Origin of the sequence: Candidatus Cloacimonas acidaminovorans str. Evry, from assembly GCF_000146065.2 — a bacterium.
Taxonomy (GTDB): Bacteria; Cloacimonadota; Cloacimonadia; order Cloacimonadales; family Cloacimonadaceae; genus Cloacimonas; species Cloacimonas acidaminivorans.
The window spans coordinates 18,280-36,598 of the sequence record NC_020449.1; the positions used below are offsets into that span (position 1 = coordinate 18,280).

The 18,319-nt window shown below is 38.1% G+C and carries 13 protein-coding genes; 12 read left to right on the forward strand and 1 reads right to left on the reverse strand.

Annotated features, from left to right (window positions below; genetic code table 11):
* Nucleotides 1-17: 17 nt before the first annotated feature.
* The 12 genes from CLOAM_RS00095 to CLOAM_RS00150 all read left to right on the forward strand — a co-directional run bounded on the left by CLOAM_RS00095 (nt 18) and on the right by CLOAM_RS00150 (nt 16,102).
* On the forward strand, nt 18-2,747 hold the full coding sequence (locus tag CLOAM_RS00095) for a C25 family cysteine peptidase (protein WP_015423797.1): 2,730 nt from the start codon (nt 18-20) through the stop codon (nt 2,745-2,747).
* A gap of 807 nt (nt 2,748-3,554) precedes the next feature.
* Nucleotides 3,555-4,259 (forward strand): lysophospholipid acyltransferase family protein, encoded by a 705-nt coding sequence (locus tag CLOAM_RS00100; protein ID WP_232502680.1) that lies wholly within the window; start codon nt 3,555-3,557, stop codon nt 4,257-4,259.
* A 33-nt stretch (nt 4,260-4,292) separates the two neighbouring features.
* Entirely contained in the window at nt 4,293-4,493 is a 201-nt protein-coding gene (locus CLOAM_RS00105) for a hypothetical protein (RefSeq protein WP_015423799.1), read from the forward strand.
* Nucleotide 4,494: 1 nt separating this feature from the next.
* Entirely contained in the window at nt 4,495-5,373 is an 879-nt protein-coding gene (locus CLOAM_RS00110) for a DUF58 domain-containing protein (RefSeq protein WP_044278732.1), read from the forward strand.
* A gap of 3 nt (nt 5,374-5,376) precedes the next feature.
* A complete protein-coding gene (locus tag CLOAM_RS00115) occupies nt 5,377-6,228 on the forward strand; it encodes a fumarate hydratase (protein ID WP_015423801.1) in 852 nt (283 codons plus the stop codon).
* A gap of 3 nt (nt 6,229-6,231) precedes the next feature.
* Entirely contained in the window at nt 6,232-6,735 is a 504-nt protein-coding gene (locus tag CLOAM_RS00120) for a FumA C-terminus/TtdB family hydratase beta subunit (protein WP_015423802.1), read from the forward strand.
* A 181-nt stretch (nt 6,736-6,916) separates the two neighbouring features.
* The gene (locus tag CLOAM_RS00125; protein WP_015423803.1) at nt 6,917-9,844 is read left to right on the forward strand and encodes a DUF6754 domain-containing protein; all 2,928 of its coding nucleotides are present in this window, start codon (nt 6,917-6,919) and stop codon (nt 9,842-9,844) included.
* Between the two features lie 12 nt (nt 9,845-9,856).
* Entirely contained in the window at nt 9,857-10,486 is a 630-nt protein-coding gene (locus tag CLOAM_RS00130) for a hypothetical protein (RefSeq protein ID WP_015423804.1), read from the forward strand.
* Nucleotides 10,487-10,504: 18 nt separating this feature from the next.
* Nucleotides 10,505-11,686, forward strand: a complete 1,182-nt coding sequence (locus tag CLOAM_RS00135) for a hypothetical protein (protein WP_015423805.1) — start codon at nt 10,505-10,507, stop codon at nt 11,684-11,686.
* A gap of 16 nt (nt 11,687-11,702) precedes the next feature.
* Nucleotides 11,703-12,305, forward strand: coding sequence for a hypothetical protein (locus CLOAM_RS00140; RefSeq protein WP_015423806.1), 603 nt, complete (start codon nt 11,703-11,705; stop codon nt 12,303-12,305).
* Nucleotides 12,306-12,412: 107 nt separating this feature from the next.
* Nucleotides 12,413-15,202, forward strand: a complete 2,790-nt coding sequence (locus tag CLOAM_RS00145) for a DUF6754 domain-containing protein (RefSeq protein WP_015423807.1) — start codon at nt 12,413-12,415, stop codon at nt 15,200-15,202.
* 450 nt (nt 15,203-15,652) lie between these two features.
* Complete coding sequence (locus tag CLOAM_RS00150; RefSeq protein WP_015423808.1) at nt 15,653-16,102, forward strand: hypothetical protein; 450 nt, start codon at nt 15,653-15,655, stop codon at nt 16,100-16,102.
* 209 nt (nt 16,103-16,311) lie between these two features.
* On the opposite strand, the gene CLOAM_RS00155 is transcribed toward CLOAM_RS00150, so the two are convergent.
* A complete protein-coding gene (locus CLOAM_RS00155; RefSeq protein WP_015423809.1) occupies nt 16,312-18,279 on the reverse strand; it encodes a T9SS type A sorting domain-containing protein in 1,968 nt (655 codons plus the stop codon).
* Nucleotides 18,280-18,319 lie beyond the last annotated feature (40 nt).

Genomic DNA, 18,319 nt, shown 5'->3' on the forward strand with positions numbered 1-18,319 from the left:
ATTATAAAGGAAGAAAAATGAAAAGAACCTTATGTCTTGTGTTACTATGTTTGCCGTTGCTTATTTTAGCAACAACTCTCAAGACACCAATTCAGTTTCCTGTTCCGCAAGAGGGCTTATCTCAATCTGCATTATTTAAACAAGGTTATGGTTTTTCCAGTGCTCCCGGAACTCTACAATTGCCCGTTAAACAAATAAACATCCTTCTGCCTAAAGATGCTGTTGTAGATAATTGGCAGGTAATTTTAGAGGCAGAAGCAACTTTTACGGAAGAGCCACCGGAATTTAATTCTGCTTTTTCCAATGGTGAGGAAATATTAACATCTCCTGTGAATAGAAATATTTATTCCCGATACAGGTATATGGGTTTAAGGAAATGGGGTGAACTTAATTATGCCTGTTTTAATGTATTACCTGCTATATATAACGGTTCCCATTGGCTGTGGAGTCCCTCCTGTCAGATAACTATTAATTACACTTCTTCTGCCAAAGCTAAAGGCATTATTCCTCCAACTTTTACCGATGCAGGTTTCTTTGCTAATCCGCAATATCTTTCTCAATGGTATACTGACTCCAAAGAACAAAATAATCACCTTTTAGTGATTACTACTCCGGAACTATATACAGCTTTGGATTGGCTTGTTACATTTCGCCAGTCCCAAGGTGTAGATGTTTCTTTTTGTGATATAGCAATAGCTTTGGCTTCCGGAACGGGAACCGATAATGCTGAAAAATTGAGAAATTATCTGCAGAATACTTATGCCTCAACCCCCTTTTCCTATTTGCTTTTAGTTGGTGACTATGATACGGTTCCCGTGGCTTATGTAACTCCTGAGCCAAATGGGCAGGAAACAGTTCCTACCGATTTCTTTTATTCGGATTTAAGCAGTAATTGGGATACCGATAATGATGGCAAAAGAGGTGAATATTCTACCGGTTATATGAATGAGGATTATGGAATTGATTTTACCCCGGAGGTCTTTGTGGGACGCATTTCTACAAACAGTGCAGCAAATGTCACGGAAATTGCCAATCGGATTGTAAATTATGAGCAGTCAAGCCAACCCTGGAAAGAGAAAAATCTGTTAGCAGGAGCTTTCTTGAATTATCAAGGAGAGCCGGAATCTGCATATTTACAAACCGATGGAGCCACTTTTATGGAATTTATGCGGAATACCTGTTTAGCAGAACAGGAAAACTTTACTATGTATGAACAGGAAGGGGTTGTTCTTTCTTATCCTTGTGACTTACCGGTAAATTATGACAACTTTCGTAATAAAATCAATTCCGAAAGCCAGGGTTTTATAAACTGGAGTGCACATGGCAGTTCTATAAGCTCTTCTCGCAAAGTTTGGATAAATGATAATAACGAAAATAACTTTCCTGACCCTAATGAAATGCAATGGATGAATTTAGTTAACCGCCAAAGTTTTGATGATTTGGAAAATACTAACGGAACTGTTATCTATGCTGCATCCTGTTATAATGGAATGGTAGATTATAATAATCCCTGCTTGGCAGAATATGCCTTAATTAAAAAAGCGGTGGGAGTTATTGCCGCTACCAGAACCGGCTGGTATAAAATCGGATGGCAAAATCCAGGTTGGGGCGGGCTTGCCAGTTATAATTATCATTTTGTGGAAAACTTCCGTCAGGCAAAACTGGACTTAGGTTCTGCTCATTCCTGGGCAAATCTATTGCATACACAATATTACCTTTTTGGTGATCCTGTTGATAACGGAGGAATAATCTATCCCGAATTACAAAATGTTTATACTTATATGCTTTTCGGAGACCCTATGGTGGGCTGGACTCCCAATCAAATTAGCCCTGCAGGTGAAATTTTGGTTTGGGAACCGGAAGGAAATGGAGGACTTGCAGTTGTTAATGCTCTCAGGAAAATAAGTAATTTTAATGTGATTTATTCCGATAAACTGATTCCGGATTATGATTATCTGAATAACTTTGAGGCAGTGTTTTACTTGGCAGGAAATTCTCTTCCGGAAACGGAACTTGAGCCAACTTCTTATGAATATAGTTACTTAAACAACTATCTGGAAGCAGGAGGTAAACTCTACTGCGAAAATTATATTGATGATAGTTACGGTGAGTTATATACCAAAATGGGTGTTCAGATGGCAGATAATAATCCTCTTAATATTACATCTATCTTCTATCCTTCCAGCAACTTGGCTTGGAATTATAACGGTGCTGATTCCTCTATATATCCCATAATTCCTGCTCAAACAACTGCTCAGGGAATATTTTTTGCCTCCAGTGATAATACTAATAATCCTATTATAGGCATTTTGAATACTACAGATAACTACTCCGTGCTTACTTCCTCTTTTAGAACTACACAAATAGAATCAGGGGAATATACATTAAACAATATGATTGGTATTATCCTTTCGGAATTGAATGTTATGGACTATAATCCGGTAGGGAATAACGATCCAATAATGGTTCCTGTAATCCAATCGGTAAGTGTGTATCCCAATCCTGCTTCTCAATCTTCTTCTATCCGTTTTAATCTTACTAAATCAGCACCGGTTTCTATTGCCATTTACAATATTAAAGGACAAAAAGTGAAAGATTTAATCGGGTCAGAACTGAAAAGCGGTAACTATCAATTTACCTGGAATGGCAAAGATAATAACGGCAGGTATTGCTCCAGCGGTGTATACTATTATAGAATTGTTACCCCGGAAAAGAACATCACCAAAAAAATGTTGCTCTTCAAGTAAAGAGGGTGAGAAGGTTAAAGAGATAGATAGTAATATTATTTCCTAAAGGAAAAGTCCTCTGTAATACCTGCGAAAGCAGGTATCCAGATTATTTGGGAATATTATTGCATTTTTAATATAGATACCTTATAAGAATGTGAAAGACAACAAAAAAGTACATATCTATCTAAAATGAGTTCCGTAGGAACGACAGATATTAACGACGGGTTTTAACCCGGCGCAAAGAGAATAGCTAAAATTTTTATCTGCTTTATCACGAATGAGTTCCGTAGGAACGACAGGTACTAACGACGGGTTTTAACCCGGTGTAAAGAAAGTGTTTAAGTTGTTACTTTTTGTTTATCTGGATTCCTGCTTTCACAGCAAGGACAAAGTACATTCAACCTATGCAAGAATGATATAGTGATTATTCTTTATAAGGCAGTAAAAGAAACCTAAACATAAGAATATTAGATATGTAATTATCTGTTTCTTAATAGATTAGTTTATGACTCTTTAATACTATCTTAGCTCTGTTAAAGAATTATAAAAAATTTGTTATAGGTAGAGAAAAACAGGTATGAAAAAAGGATTAACAAAGACGAAACGGCAAAAAATGATTACCTCATCTTTCCAGAAAATTAGCTGGATGCAGAGAGTTAATCATTTTGGCTTGGGAAAAATCATAACTTAGCACCTTTATAAACTATGATATTACGCAAAATAAAGTGTATTCTCTGGCACATTTATCTGATAAGTGAGTTTTTCCTTGTTTCTGCCCTAATTAGGATTTTTAGTGCTGATTCAAAATTATGCAGAAAACGCCTAGTGAAAAATAACACTCGCATCAGCAAACGCTTTATTCGTGCTTTTAACATTAAATTAACTATAAATAACTCCGAAAGTTTACAAAAATTGCAGGATATTCCTTATCTGGCTGTTTCCAATCATACAACTTACCTTGATATTATATTGCTTTCTGCGGTTGAGAATTTTGTCTTTATAACCTCTGTGGAAATGAGAAAAAATCCCTTTTTGGGTAGAATAACCAAAAGCGGTGGCTGCCTGTATACAAACAGAAAAAAATATATATCCTTGCCTGCTGAAATTGAGAAATTTGCTTCTGCTATTCATCAGGGCTTTAAAGTTGTGCTTTTCCCTGAAGGAACAAGCACCAATGGCATAACAGTTCAGCCTTTTCGCCGGTCCCTTTTTCAAGTGGCAATAGAAGCAAAATGTCCTATACTGCCAGTTTGTATTAAATATAAGGCAATAGATGGAAAAAAGATAGAAAAAAAAAATCGCGACCTTATTTACTGGTATGGAGATATGCCTTTCCTTATTCATTATCTAAAAATTATAGGACATTCCCTTGAGGCACAAATAGATATTTTAACAATTATACCCTATCAGGAAGGGAAAACCAGACAAGAACTTGCTAATCAGGTCTATGGGCAAATTCTTTCCTCCTACTTGGAACAAGAAAGTTCAGTTGACAAACAAAGCAGTTCTTTATCTATGGTTCTTAAATGAAAAATCATTGCTTTCTGCAGAGAAGGAGCACAGATGAACAATAAAGATGATGAAAAAAACAAACTGCACTTAAACCGCACCAATTTTATCCTGTTGCTGGTTGCGGCAATTGTATTAGTTGTTGGCTACATAATTATGTCCTTCAATGAGATTACTATATCCCCAATTTTGTTGGTTATTGCTTATGCCGTAATCGTTCCTTTTGCCTTGCTCTATCACCCTAAAAAGAAATAAGATGCCCCTTTTATCTGAAGAAGCATTAGTTCGCCTGAATAAGTTCCAGCTAACTGCTAAAAGCATAGTTGAGGGCTTTTTAGTGGGCTTGCATAAATCCCCCTATCATGGTTTCAGTGCAGAATTTTCTGATCACCGCCAATATAATCCCGGAGAACCGTTAAAAGACCTGGACTGGAAAATTTTGGCAAAAACGGAACGCTACTATGTAAAACGCTATGAAGAAGAAACCAATCTACGCAGTTACATTCTCTTAGACCACAGTAAATCAATGTTCTTCAGCTCCGGGAAAAGCACTAAAATTGAATATGCAACTCAATTGGCAGGTGCTTTAGCGTGGCTGATGATTTCCCAAAAGGATGCTGCTGGACTTTATACATTTAACAATAAAATTACTTCCGCTTTTCCCCCCAAAGCTATTAGAAGCTATACTTCTCAGTTATTTGCCGCTCTCTTGGATTTGAAAGCGGAAGACCAAACAGACCTGTTAACTCCCTTGCATCAAATTGCCGAACTCGTCAAAAAACGCTCCCTGATAATCATTATCAGTGACCTTTTGGATGAACCGGAAAGAATTATGGAGGCATTGAAACATTTCCGTGCCCGAAAACACGAAGTGCTCGTTTTTCACATAATTGACCCAAAAGAAGAAAAGTTTGATTACAAAAGAGAAGCACAATTTATAGATAGTGAAACAGGAGAAAAAATAACTGTCTCACCCTGGCAAATACGGAAGGAATATGTAGAAAATTTTCATCAGTTCGCGGAATATCTAAAAAGGGAATGCTACAAAAATCAAATAGAATACAATCCCGTAGATACCTATACTCCTATTGAAGACCTCCTGCTGAAGTATCTAATTAAACGACAGAAGGGTTAAACAATGGCTTACAGATATGTTTCACATGAAACAATTCGGTCTGAACTTGCTAATGCCTTAAAACATATAACCTTTAACCCTGATCCTGAATTACCCGCTTTGCTGAAAAGTGCCCTTGCCAATGAAACAAGCGAAATAAGTAAAGATATCCTTAAATGTATGTTGAAAAACATAGAATTGGCACCTAAAATAGAAATTCCTTTATGTCAAGATACAGGTTCTTTGGTTGTTTTTGCGGAAATAGGTAATCATTGCATTATAAACGGACCTCCTTTACCTGAAATTATTAACGAAACCCTAATCAAAACCTCTGCAGAACTTTATTTGCGTCCGTCTATACTGAAAGACCCCCTTTTGCAAAGAGAAAATACGGGAAATAATGCCCCTGCCGTAATTCATATTTCCATAGTAGAAGGAGATAAACTAAAACTTCAGATTGCTCAAAAAGGCGGTGGCGCAGAAAATATGAGCCAATTAAAGATGTTTACTCCCTCTGCCAAAGTTGATGCGATTAAGAACTTTGTAGTGGAGACAGTTACTCTGGCTAAAGGAAATGCCTGTCCACCTTTAATCATCGGAATAGGAATCGGAGGCAACTTTGAGACCTGTGCTCTGTTAGCAAAAAAGGCATTGTTTCAAACTCTGACCGCAAAAAATCCGATTGAACAATATGCCATTTTAGAACAGGAAATCCTGAAAAGCGTTAACGAAACAGGAATCGGAGTGCAAGGTTTAGGAGGAAAAACAACTGCCTTAGCTGTGCATATTTTAAACGCTCCCTGTCATATTGCCTCCTTACCGGTAGCAGTAAATTTACAATGCCATTCCCACCGGCATATAGAAATAGTTATCTAACTTATGAAAACATATAGATTTACCTTGCCTCTTTGTCCTGCTGATATTGCTCCACTGCATATTTCTGATAAGGTTTTGCTTACCGGCTGTCTGTTTACAGCCAGAGATGTAGCCCATAAAAGGATGGTGGATATTCTGAAAAGAGGTGAAAAACTACCTTTAAACCTGGCAGAAACAACACTTTTTTACTGCGGACCAAGCCCTGCCAGACCAGGAAATATATGTGGAGCAATAGGACCTACAACCAGTTCCCGAATGGATATTTATACCCCTCTTTTAATTCAAAACGGCTTGAGAGTTATGATTGGCAAAGGTGAACGCTCTATAGAAGTCCAAAAAGCAATTATGGACTTCGGAGCGATATATTTTGTTATGCCTGGAGGTATTTCTGCCTATCTCTCACAACATATAGTTTCCTGTGAAACATTTCTGTGGCAAGAACTGGGTCCCGAAGCTATTCATAAACTTTGGGTGCAAGATATACCAGTGTATGTAGCAATAAAATAGCGGGATGGAGAGATAGCTTAAAAGCCCCAAAGGGCGACACAATAATGTAGACGGTTTTAAACTCCAAAACCTCAGGAGCTCCAGCATAGCAAAAAAAGAGATTGACATAAATGGGCATTTTCTGTGCGTGGAACAGAAGGTTTAAATAACTGTTAAGAAAGAGAGACAGGAGACCAAGCGTATGAGATTATTCAGAAGTCGCCTAATCTTTCTCTTGCTGTTTCTGCTCCTATTGTTAAGCACAGTGATAATTGCACAGAAGCAGTCAGACGCAGAAAGATATGTAGTAGAGGATTTCAAAGTAGAAGATATTCCTGCAGATGATGGAACTGGATTAATGCTTTCGTGGAAGCCCTTGGAGCGGGACAAAAGAATTATTGAATACCGCATTTACAGGGGAGTAAGTCCTGATACCCTTTTCTTTTTAGATGCCATTCCGGTTAATGTAAAAACAGGTGTTGCTTCTGAGAGGATGTTCTATTATGATAATTCTGGCAGTGAATTTTTTGATATTTCTTCGCCTCGCAAGTTAAAGAAAGAAAAGCAGCAGGGTAAAAATAGTCCCTTATATCAAAAAATGCCTCGTAACATTCCTTTTTTAGCAGAAATATCCGGTAAATTTTCTCTGCTTTCCATTAGCGAAAAGAACAAATACTATTACAGCAGTCAGAAAGTTACATTGGATAAACCCCAAGAACAAGGTTCGGAAAAGGAAAAACAGGAAGAGGGAGAAACCTATGCGGGATTGAAAGACAATCAACAGACAGTGTATTGTTTCTTAAATCCCGGAGAGAAATACTATTATACCATTGTAGCGGTGAATGAAAGAAGGCAGTTTCAAAAGCATGCTAAAATTACAGCAGGTAGCCCTGAACCTAATGCTCCAGAACCAGCAACAGCATTACACAGTGTGGTTTTAGAAGATAGCAGGGAATTACGGTTTGAATGGGAACTTCCATTATACAATTCGGACATAGCTCAATATCGTATTCATCAAACACCTCTTTTTACGCCTACGGATTGGGATTCGCTTCGCTTACATCCTGAACTGTTTCAGCCCAAAACAGTAGTTCTGCAAAGCGGTTTCGCAGGTTACGGTTCCGGGAAAAATTATTGCCAGGTTTCTATTCCTGAAGAGGCGTCTCTGGAGGCATATATTAATTCAGCTTATACTTTGGAATTAATAGATGCGGATGGTTTCAGCAGTTTTTCTGCTCTTTCCAAACCCAGGATAAAGCATAGTAAAGACCTTCCTGCCAAACCGATAATAAAAATGGAAGATAAGCCCAATGACAAAGGTGACCGCTTAACTGTTGTTTGGGAACATCCTATTTGTTTTGTAGTTAAGACCACAGCTCTGAACAATAAGTTTAATAAGTTTCGGGTAAATTATCAGCTGAATAAAACCGAAACCCAGCAAGTGGATAACATCTATTTTGAGTTCTATAAGAAGGGTGAGGAAAAGCCCTTTGCCAAAATTAACGAGTTTTATCAGGATAACAGTGTTATCTTAAAAGTTCCCAATAATTACGATTACAAAAAGGGATTTCGGGTAAAAATCACTTTGGCAGGTAAGCCAGAAATACCTCAGGACTATTGTATAGAGCAGGATTTGGAATATGATCCCAGTATGCTGGCTATTTTACCTACCAAGGCACTTTATCGTAATGGTAAAGATGTATCTAAAATCAGCAATGTAGTTTACCGCAAAAATATGGCTTCCAAGCAGTTAACTTTGGTTAAGCGCAATACCTCTTATGATAATTCTTTAGATGTTACAATTCCTTATGCTACTATTATTCAAAAGCCGGTTAACGGTTTTACTTTTGCCCAGGGTGATACTTTGATAACCTATATCAATGGAGAGAAGCAAGCGCGTAAATTAAAGCCGGGAGATATAAAAACACCTTTAGCTTTAATTTCGCCCAATATTGATTTGGTTTATGACAAAGAAAATGAAACGCGCATTGAGACCAATATTTTCCCCGATTTAGGCAGAAAAGAAGCACAGGAAAAGGTGGAGGAGCTAACTAAAAAAATTGCAGAGCTAAAAGACAAGATAACCGGTGAGACCGATCCTGCTGTAGCTGAACAGTTAAATCAAAATATAGAGCAATTGCAAAAGCAGTTAAATGCTTATGCTAAGAATGAAAATCTGATTAACGCTAATAAAATTCCCAACCGGAAAAGCAGAATACGTTATATTGCTAAAGTACGAGAGGACTATTCCCGATACAGCACTTATCAGGTTGTTCGTACTAATAGCAGAGGGCTTTTTACGGAAAGTGACCTGTTAAAAGACGGAGATGATATATTCTATATGAAGCCCGTTTCCAATGTTTTTGATACCAATAAATATACTACCCTTGTGGCAATGCTTATTTTCGGCTTAATGGTAGTTATTTTTATCAATTTAGCCAAGCGTGGTAAGGACTTGTATATAAGGCCAATTGCCGGTTTGGAAGAAATTGATACAGCAGTTGGTAGAGCAACGGAAATGGGACGTCCGATTATGTATATGATGGGATATGGTTCTTTAGGAGATGTAGCTACTATTGCCTCTATGGGAATTTTAAGTTTGGTAGCTAAGAAAGCTGCAGAATATGATATTAAACTTATTGTGCCCGTTTATAATTATATCGTTATGCCGGTAGTTCAGGAAATTGTTAGAGATGCACATTATTCCGTAGGTCGTCCGGATAGTTATGATAAAAACAGTGTATTCTTTTTAACTGATGTCCAGTTTGCTTATGTAGCTGGTGTAAATGGAATTATGATTCGGGAAAGAGCTGCAACTAATTTCTATATGGGTTATTTTGCTGCAGAGGCATTATTGATGACTGAAACGGGTAATGGTATTGGAGCTTATCAAATAGCCGGAACCGATGCCATCACGCAGATTCCCTTTTTTATAACAACCTGTGACTATACTTTAATTGGAGAAGAGCTTTATGCTGCTTCTTCCTATTTGAACCGTGAACCAATGCAACTGGGAACTTTGAAAGCGCAGGACTATTACAAATTCCTGATTTTTGCCTTTGTAATTGCCGGAGCGGTTCTTTCCACTTTCCAGTTGACTGGTCTTAGTGAATTATTTCCCCTAAAATAAATGAGGTTCTAAATGAAAAAGACAATACCTTTAATCATCGTAATCGTGGGGGGCATCATCTTTGTGCTTTATGCCTTAAGTCCCCATAAGCTTTTACAGGATGACTTTTATAACAAGTTTTATCTTCCTTGGGCTTATGCATCTGCCCCCTGGGCTGCTCTTTTGGGAGTTATCAGTTTATGTATGATGCACAGTAGTAAAATTAAAAGAAAAGCTCCCAAATGGCAATACAGTTATTTCTTTTTTGCCGGGTTTATTATAACTTCTCTTGCCGGTTTTATCGGCGGAACTCAAAAAGGTAGTGTTTTGATGTGGATTTTTGAGAATATGCAGATGCCGATGAGTTCCACGATGTTTTCCCTTTTGGCATTTTATATGGCTTCAGCTGCTTATAAGGCATTTAGAGCGCGTTCCGTGGAAGCTACCGTTTTGCTTCTTGCCGCAATTGTAGTTATGTTAGCGCAGGTGCCTTTGGGAGTTAAGATTTATAAGAATCTGCCAATTATATCACAATGGATACTGGATGTTCCTAATCTTGCTTCCAAAAGAGGAATTGCCATTGGAGTTGGACTTGGCGGTGTAGCAACTTCCCTGAAAATTCTTTTAGGTATTGAGCGTTCCTATTTGGGTGGAACGGATTAAGCAAGGGGAGGATGAAGAATGAACTTTTTTGAAAGAATGCAAAGTTTAGACCGGCGGTGGATCTACATTGTAGTAGCGCTGGCAATTATCATCCCTTTAATGATACCCTACAATTCGGATAATGTAACTTCTCCACCTACAGAGAACTTGTATCAGATGATTGATTCCTTTGCAGGCAGAGAAGATAGAGCTGTCCTTTTAAGTTTTTTACACGATGCTGCTACGATGCCTGAACTTTATCCTATGGAAATAGCTATTATCCGGCATTGTTTTGAAAGAAATGTAAAGGTCTTTGCTCTTACTTTTTTAACTTCAGGAGCTCCTATTATTGATTATGCTTTCAATTCGGTAAAAGAAGAATATCCTGATATAAAAAGCGGGGTGGACTATTGCAATTTTGGCTATAAACCTCAGCCAATGGCTGTAGTTTTGGGAATGGGAGATAATATTGCCAATGCTGTAAATACTGATGCTGAAGGACGTAAACTGGAAAGCTTGCCGATTATGAAAGGAATAACTAATTACAACGAAATGAACCTGGTAGTAGAGTTTTCCGGAAGCAGTCCAGGAGTTTACTGGATATATTATGCCCGACCCAAATTTGGAGTTAATGTTGCTTTGGGAGTTACAGCAGTTATGGCTGCCGATGAATATCCCTATTTGCAATCGGGTCAATTGATAGGTATGCTGACAGGACTTAAGGGTGCAGCGGAATATGAAAAGCTGGTTGATGTTTTTGCTGCTTATCGTGATCCGGCAATTGACTATAGTGTTAAAACAGATGCGGAAGGAAACAAGATTCTGCCAGGGCGTCCCTTTGGCAAGGAAGTTCTAAATGATGAGAGCACAAAGAAATTGATCAATATTACCACGCAAACGAAGGCGGAATTTACTCCCGAGGAATATACTGCATTTGTAGCCAAATATCCGGAGCAGAAAGCAATTTTTGACCAATTGAAAGAAGAGCAAAACGGCACAATAATTATTGATGTAACGAAGATAACTCCGGAACTGAGAAATAGGATGGGAGAAAATGCTTACCGGGAAATCAATCAACTTACACATAATATCAGTTATAAATTCAAAGTAGCCAGAATTGGAATGAATGCTCAATCGGTTGCCCACATTATGATCATCATCTTTATCCTTTTGGGTAATATCGGTTATTTCATTCAGAAAGCCAAAACGGCAGAAAAGTAAGAAAGGGAGGATAACAATGAGTTTTGAATTATTTAGTAATCTCGTAGCAGCATTTTTAACCCTGTGTATTTTCTCCTTCCTTTATAAGGAAAATCCCTTTTATAGAATGGCGGAACAACTTCTGGTGGGAGTTTCCCTGGGTTATACTTTAGTGTTTACTTATGAACGGATATTTATTCCGTATGTGTGGCAGCCGATTATTCTAAAACATAATTTTGTCCTTATTTTACCCTGCCTGATGGGAATACTTTATCTGTTCCGTTTTTCGCGCAAACTGGGTTGGCTTTCCCGTTATCCTATTGCCTTTTCTATGATTGGAATCGGTTTTGGTGTTCCGATGGGAATTCATGCCGGAATTTTAGTGCAGATGCGTCAGGCGATGGTTCCCCTGGAAAATATCAATCTCATTCTTATTCTTTTAGGCACAATTGCCGTTCTGTTATATTTCTTTTTCTCCAAGGCGCATACTGGTGCTTACGGAAAATTTGTCGGGTTGGGAAAATGGTATATGATGATTGGTTTTGGTGCCTCTTTTGGTTTAACGGTTATGGCGCGTATTTCCTTGCTGATTGGAAGAATTCAATTCCTCGTTATAGATGTTTTTGGATTGATGAAATAGCTCAATTTAGGAACCTTTAAGTTCCCTTTTAACATAACAGTTGTATAGATTTATGTTACAGACATTGAAGGAAGAGAATCAAGGGAACTTTGGTTAAGGGATAAAGAATGAAAAAATATCTTATTGTAATCGGAATTATTCTGTTGATAGGGATTTCATTGCTTTCCACGGATGATGCAAAACCTGCTTCCCTGAAAGGTAAAATAACAGAATTTTCTGCTTCCGATATGCCTTTTGACGATGGTAGCGGAATTGTATTGAAATGGAAACCTCTGGATAAATCGTATCGGATTATTAAATATAATATCTATAGAGGGGTTAGACCTGATTCGTTATTTTTTATCAGCAGTATAGAAGTTGATCCCAAATTAGGTGTTTTAGCGCCGGAATTATATTTCTACGATAAGGGAGAAGAACCCTTTATTGAATTTGAAACGGCTCCCCAAAAGCTGAAAAAGGAAAAACAGCAAAGCCATAATAGTCCGCTTTTCAAAAAGTTTCCCCGGCAACCGGAATTGCTTGCTACAATGCTGACCAGATACAATATTATAGGAGCCATCAATAATTCCAAGCTTTATCATAGTTCCAAACCGGTAACAAAAGATGAAGATATTATGGCGGGCTTGAAATTAAACCGTTTTGAAACCATTTTAGGTTTTCCCAAAGCGGGCCAGGAATATTACTACACAGTTCTGGGAGTGAACGAAAGAGGAAAATATTTACCTTATGCGGATATTCAAAAAGTAATTCCTGAAGATAATCCGCCAGAACCATCCGCAAATTTTTCCAGCACTTACATCCAAGATACGGGAGTTTTCAATTTTGAATGGCTACCACCATCTTCTTCAGAAGATATTGCAATGTGGGAGGGTTGGCTGATTCCTTTAGCGCAAAAACCGAATAATGGTGAGTTACTTTCTGAAAATTGGCAAAATAGCGCTATTCCCCTTTTCCAGATTCCCAATTATTCCGGAGCTGTAAATACCTGTTATAGTGTAGATACCAAAGAAGAAGGGATAGATTTACCTGCCAATTTGGCTGATTATTATCCCGTGCTTTCTTACAGCGACTATATGGGTCAAAGTGCAGTCGTTTCAGCTAAAAATTTTCGTATCCTGAATTCTTCACAACTGCTTAAAATGCCCCAAATTGAGGTTAAAGATAAACCCAACGACAAAGGGGATTATTTATCTGTTTCTATGGGAAAACCCCTGGTTTTTGTCAGCCAGGCGCTTTATTTGAATAAGGCAAAGACAACTTTACGCATCAACTATGAGGTCTCTAATAACGAATATTACAAGATTAAGGAATTGAAATTTACCGTTCTTGATTCCTTAAATAAAGAAATTGGCAAGGTCTCCGAACACTATCTGGATAAGAAAGTGCAATTCAAACTGCCTAAACAGTATACTGCCATTAAAAATATGAAAATTCGGATTGCTGTTCATACTAATGGCAACGGTAGCTTTGAGGATTATACAGAACAACATATTGTTTATGATCAAAAGAATAAGATCTTTCGTGGCGAGAATATCTATTATCAGAATGAACCGGTGAACAAGCTCTATTATGAAATTCTTACCCGCAATGGTTTTGATCCTGATTTTTTGTTTGGAGAGAGGACTAATGGCTTAACCCGGGCTTACGACCATTCCATTCCCTACGAAAGTATTGTGTATAAAAGCATTCTGGATTATGATAACAAGGGTAAGCGTCTGATTTTAGACCCGCAAATAACAATAGCTGTTGATCAGGTAAACGGATATACTTTTGCTGTTCCCTTATTCCGTAATAAATTTGAACAAGACCTGAAAAAACAAAAAGAGGAACTGGATAATTTATTGGCGGAAAAAAACAAATATCCTGCTAATGCTATTCCCGATTCTTTATTGGCGGCAATTCAGGAAGCGGAAGGAAATTATAACTTTATAACGAAGCATCCTGCTTATCTGCAAGCTCAAAAGACAAAGACCAATAAGGAATGGCTGAAGACCTTATTAGCTACGCATAATAAAAATATGCGCAGTTATTCCTACAAGGTTATTAAAACAGATGGAAAAGCCAATTTTGCAACTACTGCCATTTATGCCGATGCTAAAGGGAATACCGCATTTTATCCGCGGAGCGATTGGTTTGATACTACCAAATATATAACTCTTGCTGCTTCTATTTTATTGTGTTTATTCCTTATTTATGCCATCATCCAAAGTCGGAAAGGAAATGCTTATATCAGACCCATTGCCGGTTTGGAATCTATTGAAGAAGCAGTTGGCAGAGCTACAGAAATGGGTCGTCCTATAATGTTTGTTCCCGGTTGGGGAACTTTAGGTGATCCTGATACGGTTGCTTCAATGCTGATTTTAGGGCAGGTAGCAAAAAAAGCCGCCGAATTTGATGTCCGTTTAATTTCACCTCATTGTGACTATATGGTTTTGCCTTTAGCTCAGGAAATTATTCAAAATGCGTATAATGAAGTTGGACGTCCGGATGCCTTTAATTCCAATGATATTTTCTTCATTTCTTATGATCAGTTTCCTTACTGTGCAGGAATCAATGGAATAACGGTGAGGGAAAGAGTTGCCACCATTTTTTATATGGGATATTTTAATGCCGAAGCACTGCTGTTAACGGAAACAGGAAACCAAACAGGCGCTTTTCAGATTGCCGGAACCGATGCTATAACCCAAGTGCCGTTCTTTATTACTACCTGTTCTTACACCTTGATTGGAGAAGAATTTTATGCTGCTTCTGCCTATATTTCCCGCAATCCGGACTTGGTTAGTATGTTGAAGGCATCGGATTATTTTAAAGCTACAATTATAATTGTATTGTTGATTGGCACTTTGCTGGCAACCCTGAATTTTACCGGTTTCATCAATGCCTTTCCGATTGAGTAAAAAAGGTGGAAAGGCATTAAACCCTGGAAGGTTGAAATCTCCGTCAACCTCTAATAAAATATGAAGTTACCAATACAATAGTTCATTATTCTCCGGAATTTTCCTAACTCCTTCTAAATAAATATAATTACATCTTCTTCCTTGATTGCATTGCTTACCCATTTCTTACTCATTACTAATGCCATCCGTAATGGGTAAGCAATGCTTCAGCAATTCAGGCAGGAAATAAATCCCATTTTTGTCACTGAGAATAACTTTTTGTCACCATATATTATTATGGGAGCAAGATAATTGGTCTACCGAATTCTGCTGCGCGAGATGCGGAAAATAATACAAACAATATAAATAGCAGATTTAAAAGGCATAAATATTTTTTATTTTATGCTGATGCTCGCTTGCACAGGAATGACCAATAACTTATCCTAAAAAAATGATATAAGGAGAAAAGAAATGAAAGCAACACGCGCCAATCTTCTGGGTGAATTTACTGGTCACTTGGATGGACTTATCTATTACCGGAGCAAGAAAAACGGCAAACTTTATGTGCGCCGTCGCTTTAAATTCAAAAATCATCCCGCTCATCCGGTATTTACAAAAAATATCCAAAACATTTATGCACTTTCCCCTTCAGAGGGTTATAAGCAAAACTTGAAAATATATATTGCCTTGTTCAACGCTAATCTGCCGGAGGGGAAAAAGCCCTTGCACACTTGGACAAATGCCTACACAACATTGATGTTCGCTTTGCAAAAGGCATTTCCCGAGACGGTAAATCTCGGCACTCTTACAAGGGACCAAATCTATAGCCAAAACCTTCCCTGCAAAAGCGTGAAACAGGCAGTAGAAGCAGGTTTATTACCCCTTGTTGAGACATACGAACTCCTCAGCGCAGAATTTTAGACAATATAACTTAGATAAGGGTATTTGGGTGAGGCGTTTTTAAAAATAGCGGACTATTCTTAAAGCCAAATAATACAGCTACTGGAAAAAGGGTTGGCAAATTCTTTCTTTGCCTCAGCAATAAAAGGTTTCTAAAGGAATTTATGCTTTTGCTCTCTGCCCTCTGCCTTCAGCGCTTTGCTCTCAACTTTCTGTTCTTTGCCCTCCGCCTATTTGATGATGGTAACTTTTTTCTGCCTGCTTTGATTGTGGGAATTCAATTGTAATAAATAAACTCCGTTAGGTAAATTCAGGTTTAAGTTCTGAGAGACAATGCCATTAGCACCACCGGAAAAGGTTTGTTCACAGACCTTTTGTCCCCGGATGTTATAAACAACAAGTTTGGCAGGTGACTTATCCTGAAAATAACTGATAGTAAAACTATTACGAATAGGATTGGGTTTCACTTCCAGTTGCAGAAAAGCAGGATTTTGGTTCTCATCTTCAACTGCATTAGGTATAATGGTTAAAGTGATCATATTGGAAGGAGAAGATATGTGGTCGGGAGAATAAAACGCACACACATAAAAAGAATAAGTTCCCGGTGTTAAATCGGAAATACTGCAGGAAGTTGTTTCTGCAGGTAAAGTTGTATACAGCTCTTCATCCACATAAACAAAATAATTATCTGGAGTAATTGATGGTGCCTGCCAACCTAAATGAACGGTTCCTTGAGCATCTACAAAGCCATTCAGAAATTGAGGAGCAGGATAATAAGCACCTCCCAAAGTTCCATCCGGATTTAAGCGCATTGCATAAATATCATAGTTAACGCCTTCCTCATAAGCCAGAACACACCAGCCGGCATTAGCAACATCCAAATCAAAATGCAGTTTGGGATTTCCCACGGAATCAAGAAAAATATCAGCACTCCAGGGACTGCTTTGATCACTTTTTACAGCATTAACTTTCAAGTGCTCATTGTAGCTGTCTCCCGGGTTAACAGCCAAAGAATAAATACCATAAGCGGTATCCTGATAAAAATAAGCTGCAACAGGATCGGAATAAGAATTCCCTTGAGCAATTATCTGTACTCCAGTATCTCCCCAAAGACGATTTCCCGAATAATCCATAAGCTGTCTGGCAAGGCCTATATTGTTCTGATCAGGATCGGTAGTGCGATACCAGGCAAAAACCTTTTCATTAACTGTGTCCACTGCCAACTTAGGATAATATTGCTGATTGAAAGTATCTGTGGAAATAAGAGTTCCGTTTTCAGATGTAGTAACAGTTCCACCGGAATTAACTCTTGCCATATAGACCTCATTGATCATATCATTATAACGATCATCATACCAGGCAAGAACTGCTCCTCCATTACCATCAGACACAAATGGAATAATCTGTTCCCAGGCAGGTAAGCCACTTGCATTATTGATAGCTACATCCCAAATAGTTGTTCCCTGCGGAGAAAGTTTGGTTACAAAAATCTGACGGTTGGGAGCCCAAAAAGGTCCGCTGTCTATATAATATTTCAGCAATAAGTTGCCATCTCCGGAATCCAGCAATTGGGGCCAGGTAAAACTAATGGCATCACCGGCAAAAGTGAGGCCATTTGTTCCCCATAAAAACTCTCCGCTTGGGGATATCCTTTGCAGATGGATTTCCGTAGTAAGAGCATTTCTCTGCCAGGCAACATAAACATCTCCACTGGAATGACAGAGAAGAATTGGACTTAGATTACTGAAATCAGCGCTAATATCGTTGGAAAGAGCTATGCCATTTGGAGAAAGCAAAATATTGCCATCACTATCCACTTTATAAAGCATTATATTGTTAACTCCGGCAGTGCGAATATCCTGAAAAGTAAGCCAGGCATTTCCGGAACTATCCACATCCAAATCCCATTCGGTTAACCAAGTCATTTGCGGAAAGTTGCTGACCAAAATGCCCCGGGGATTTTGCCATAAATGATTGCCTGAGGAATCCAAATATTGCATCCAGACCTCATAACTGCCGTTTAAATTGTCAAAACGGGCAAGATACATATTGCCATTATTACAAATAGCAATTTTGGGGATAACCTGCTCTCCAGCACCTCCTGCTAAAAGAGTTGGAGTTAATGCAGAATTGCTAAATTGGGCATTTAATCCGTAGAAAAGCAGGAAAAGAGATAATAGGAGGATGATTCTTTTCATTTTTTACCTCTGATTGGGTTTTGTTTAGAGATAATTTAAT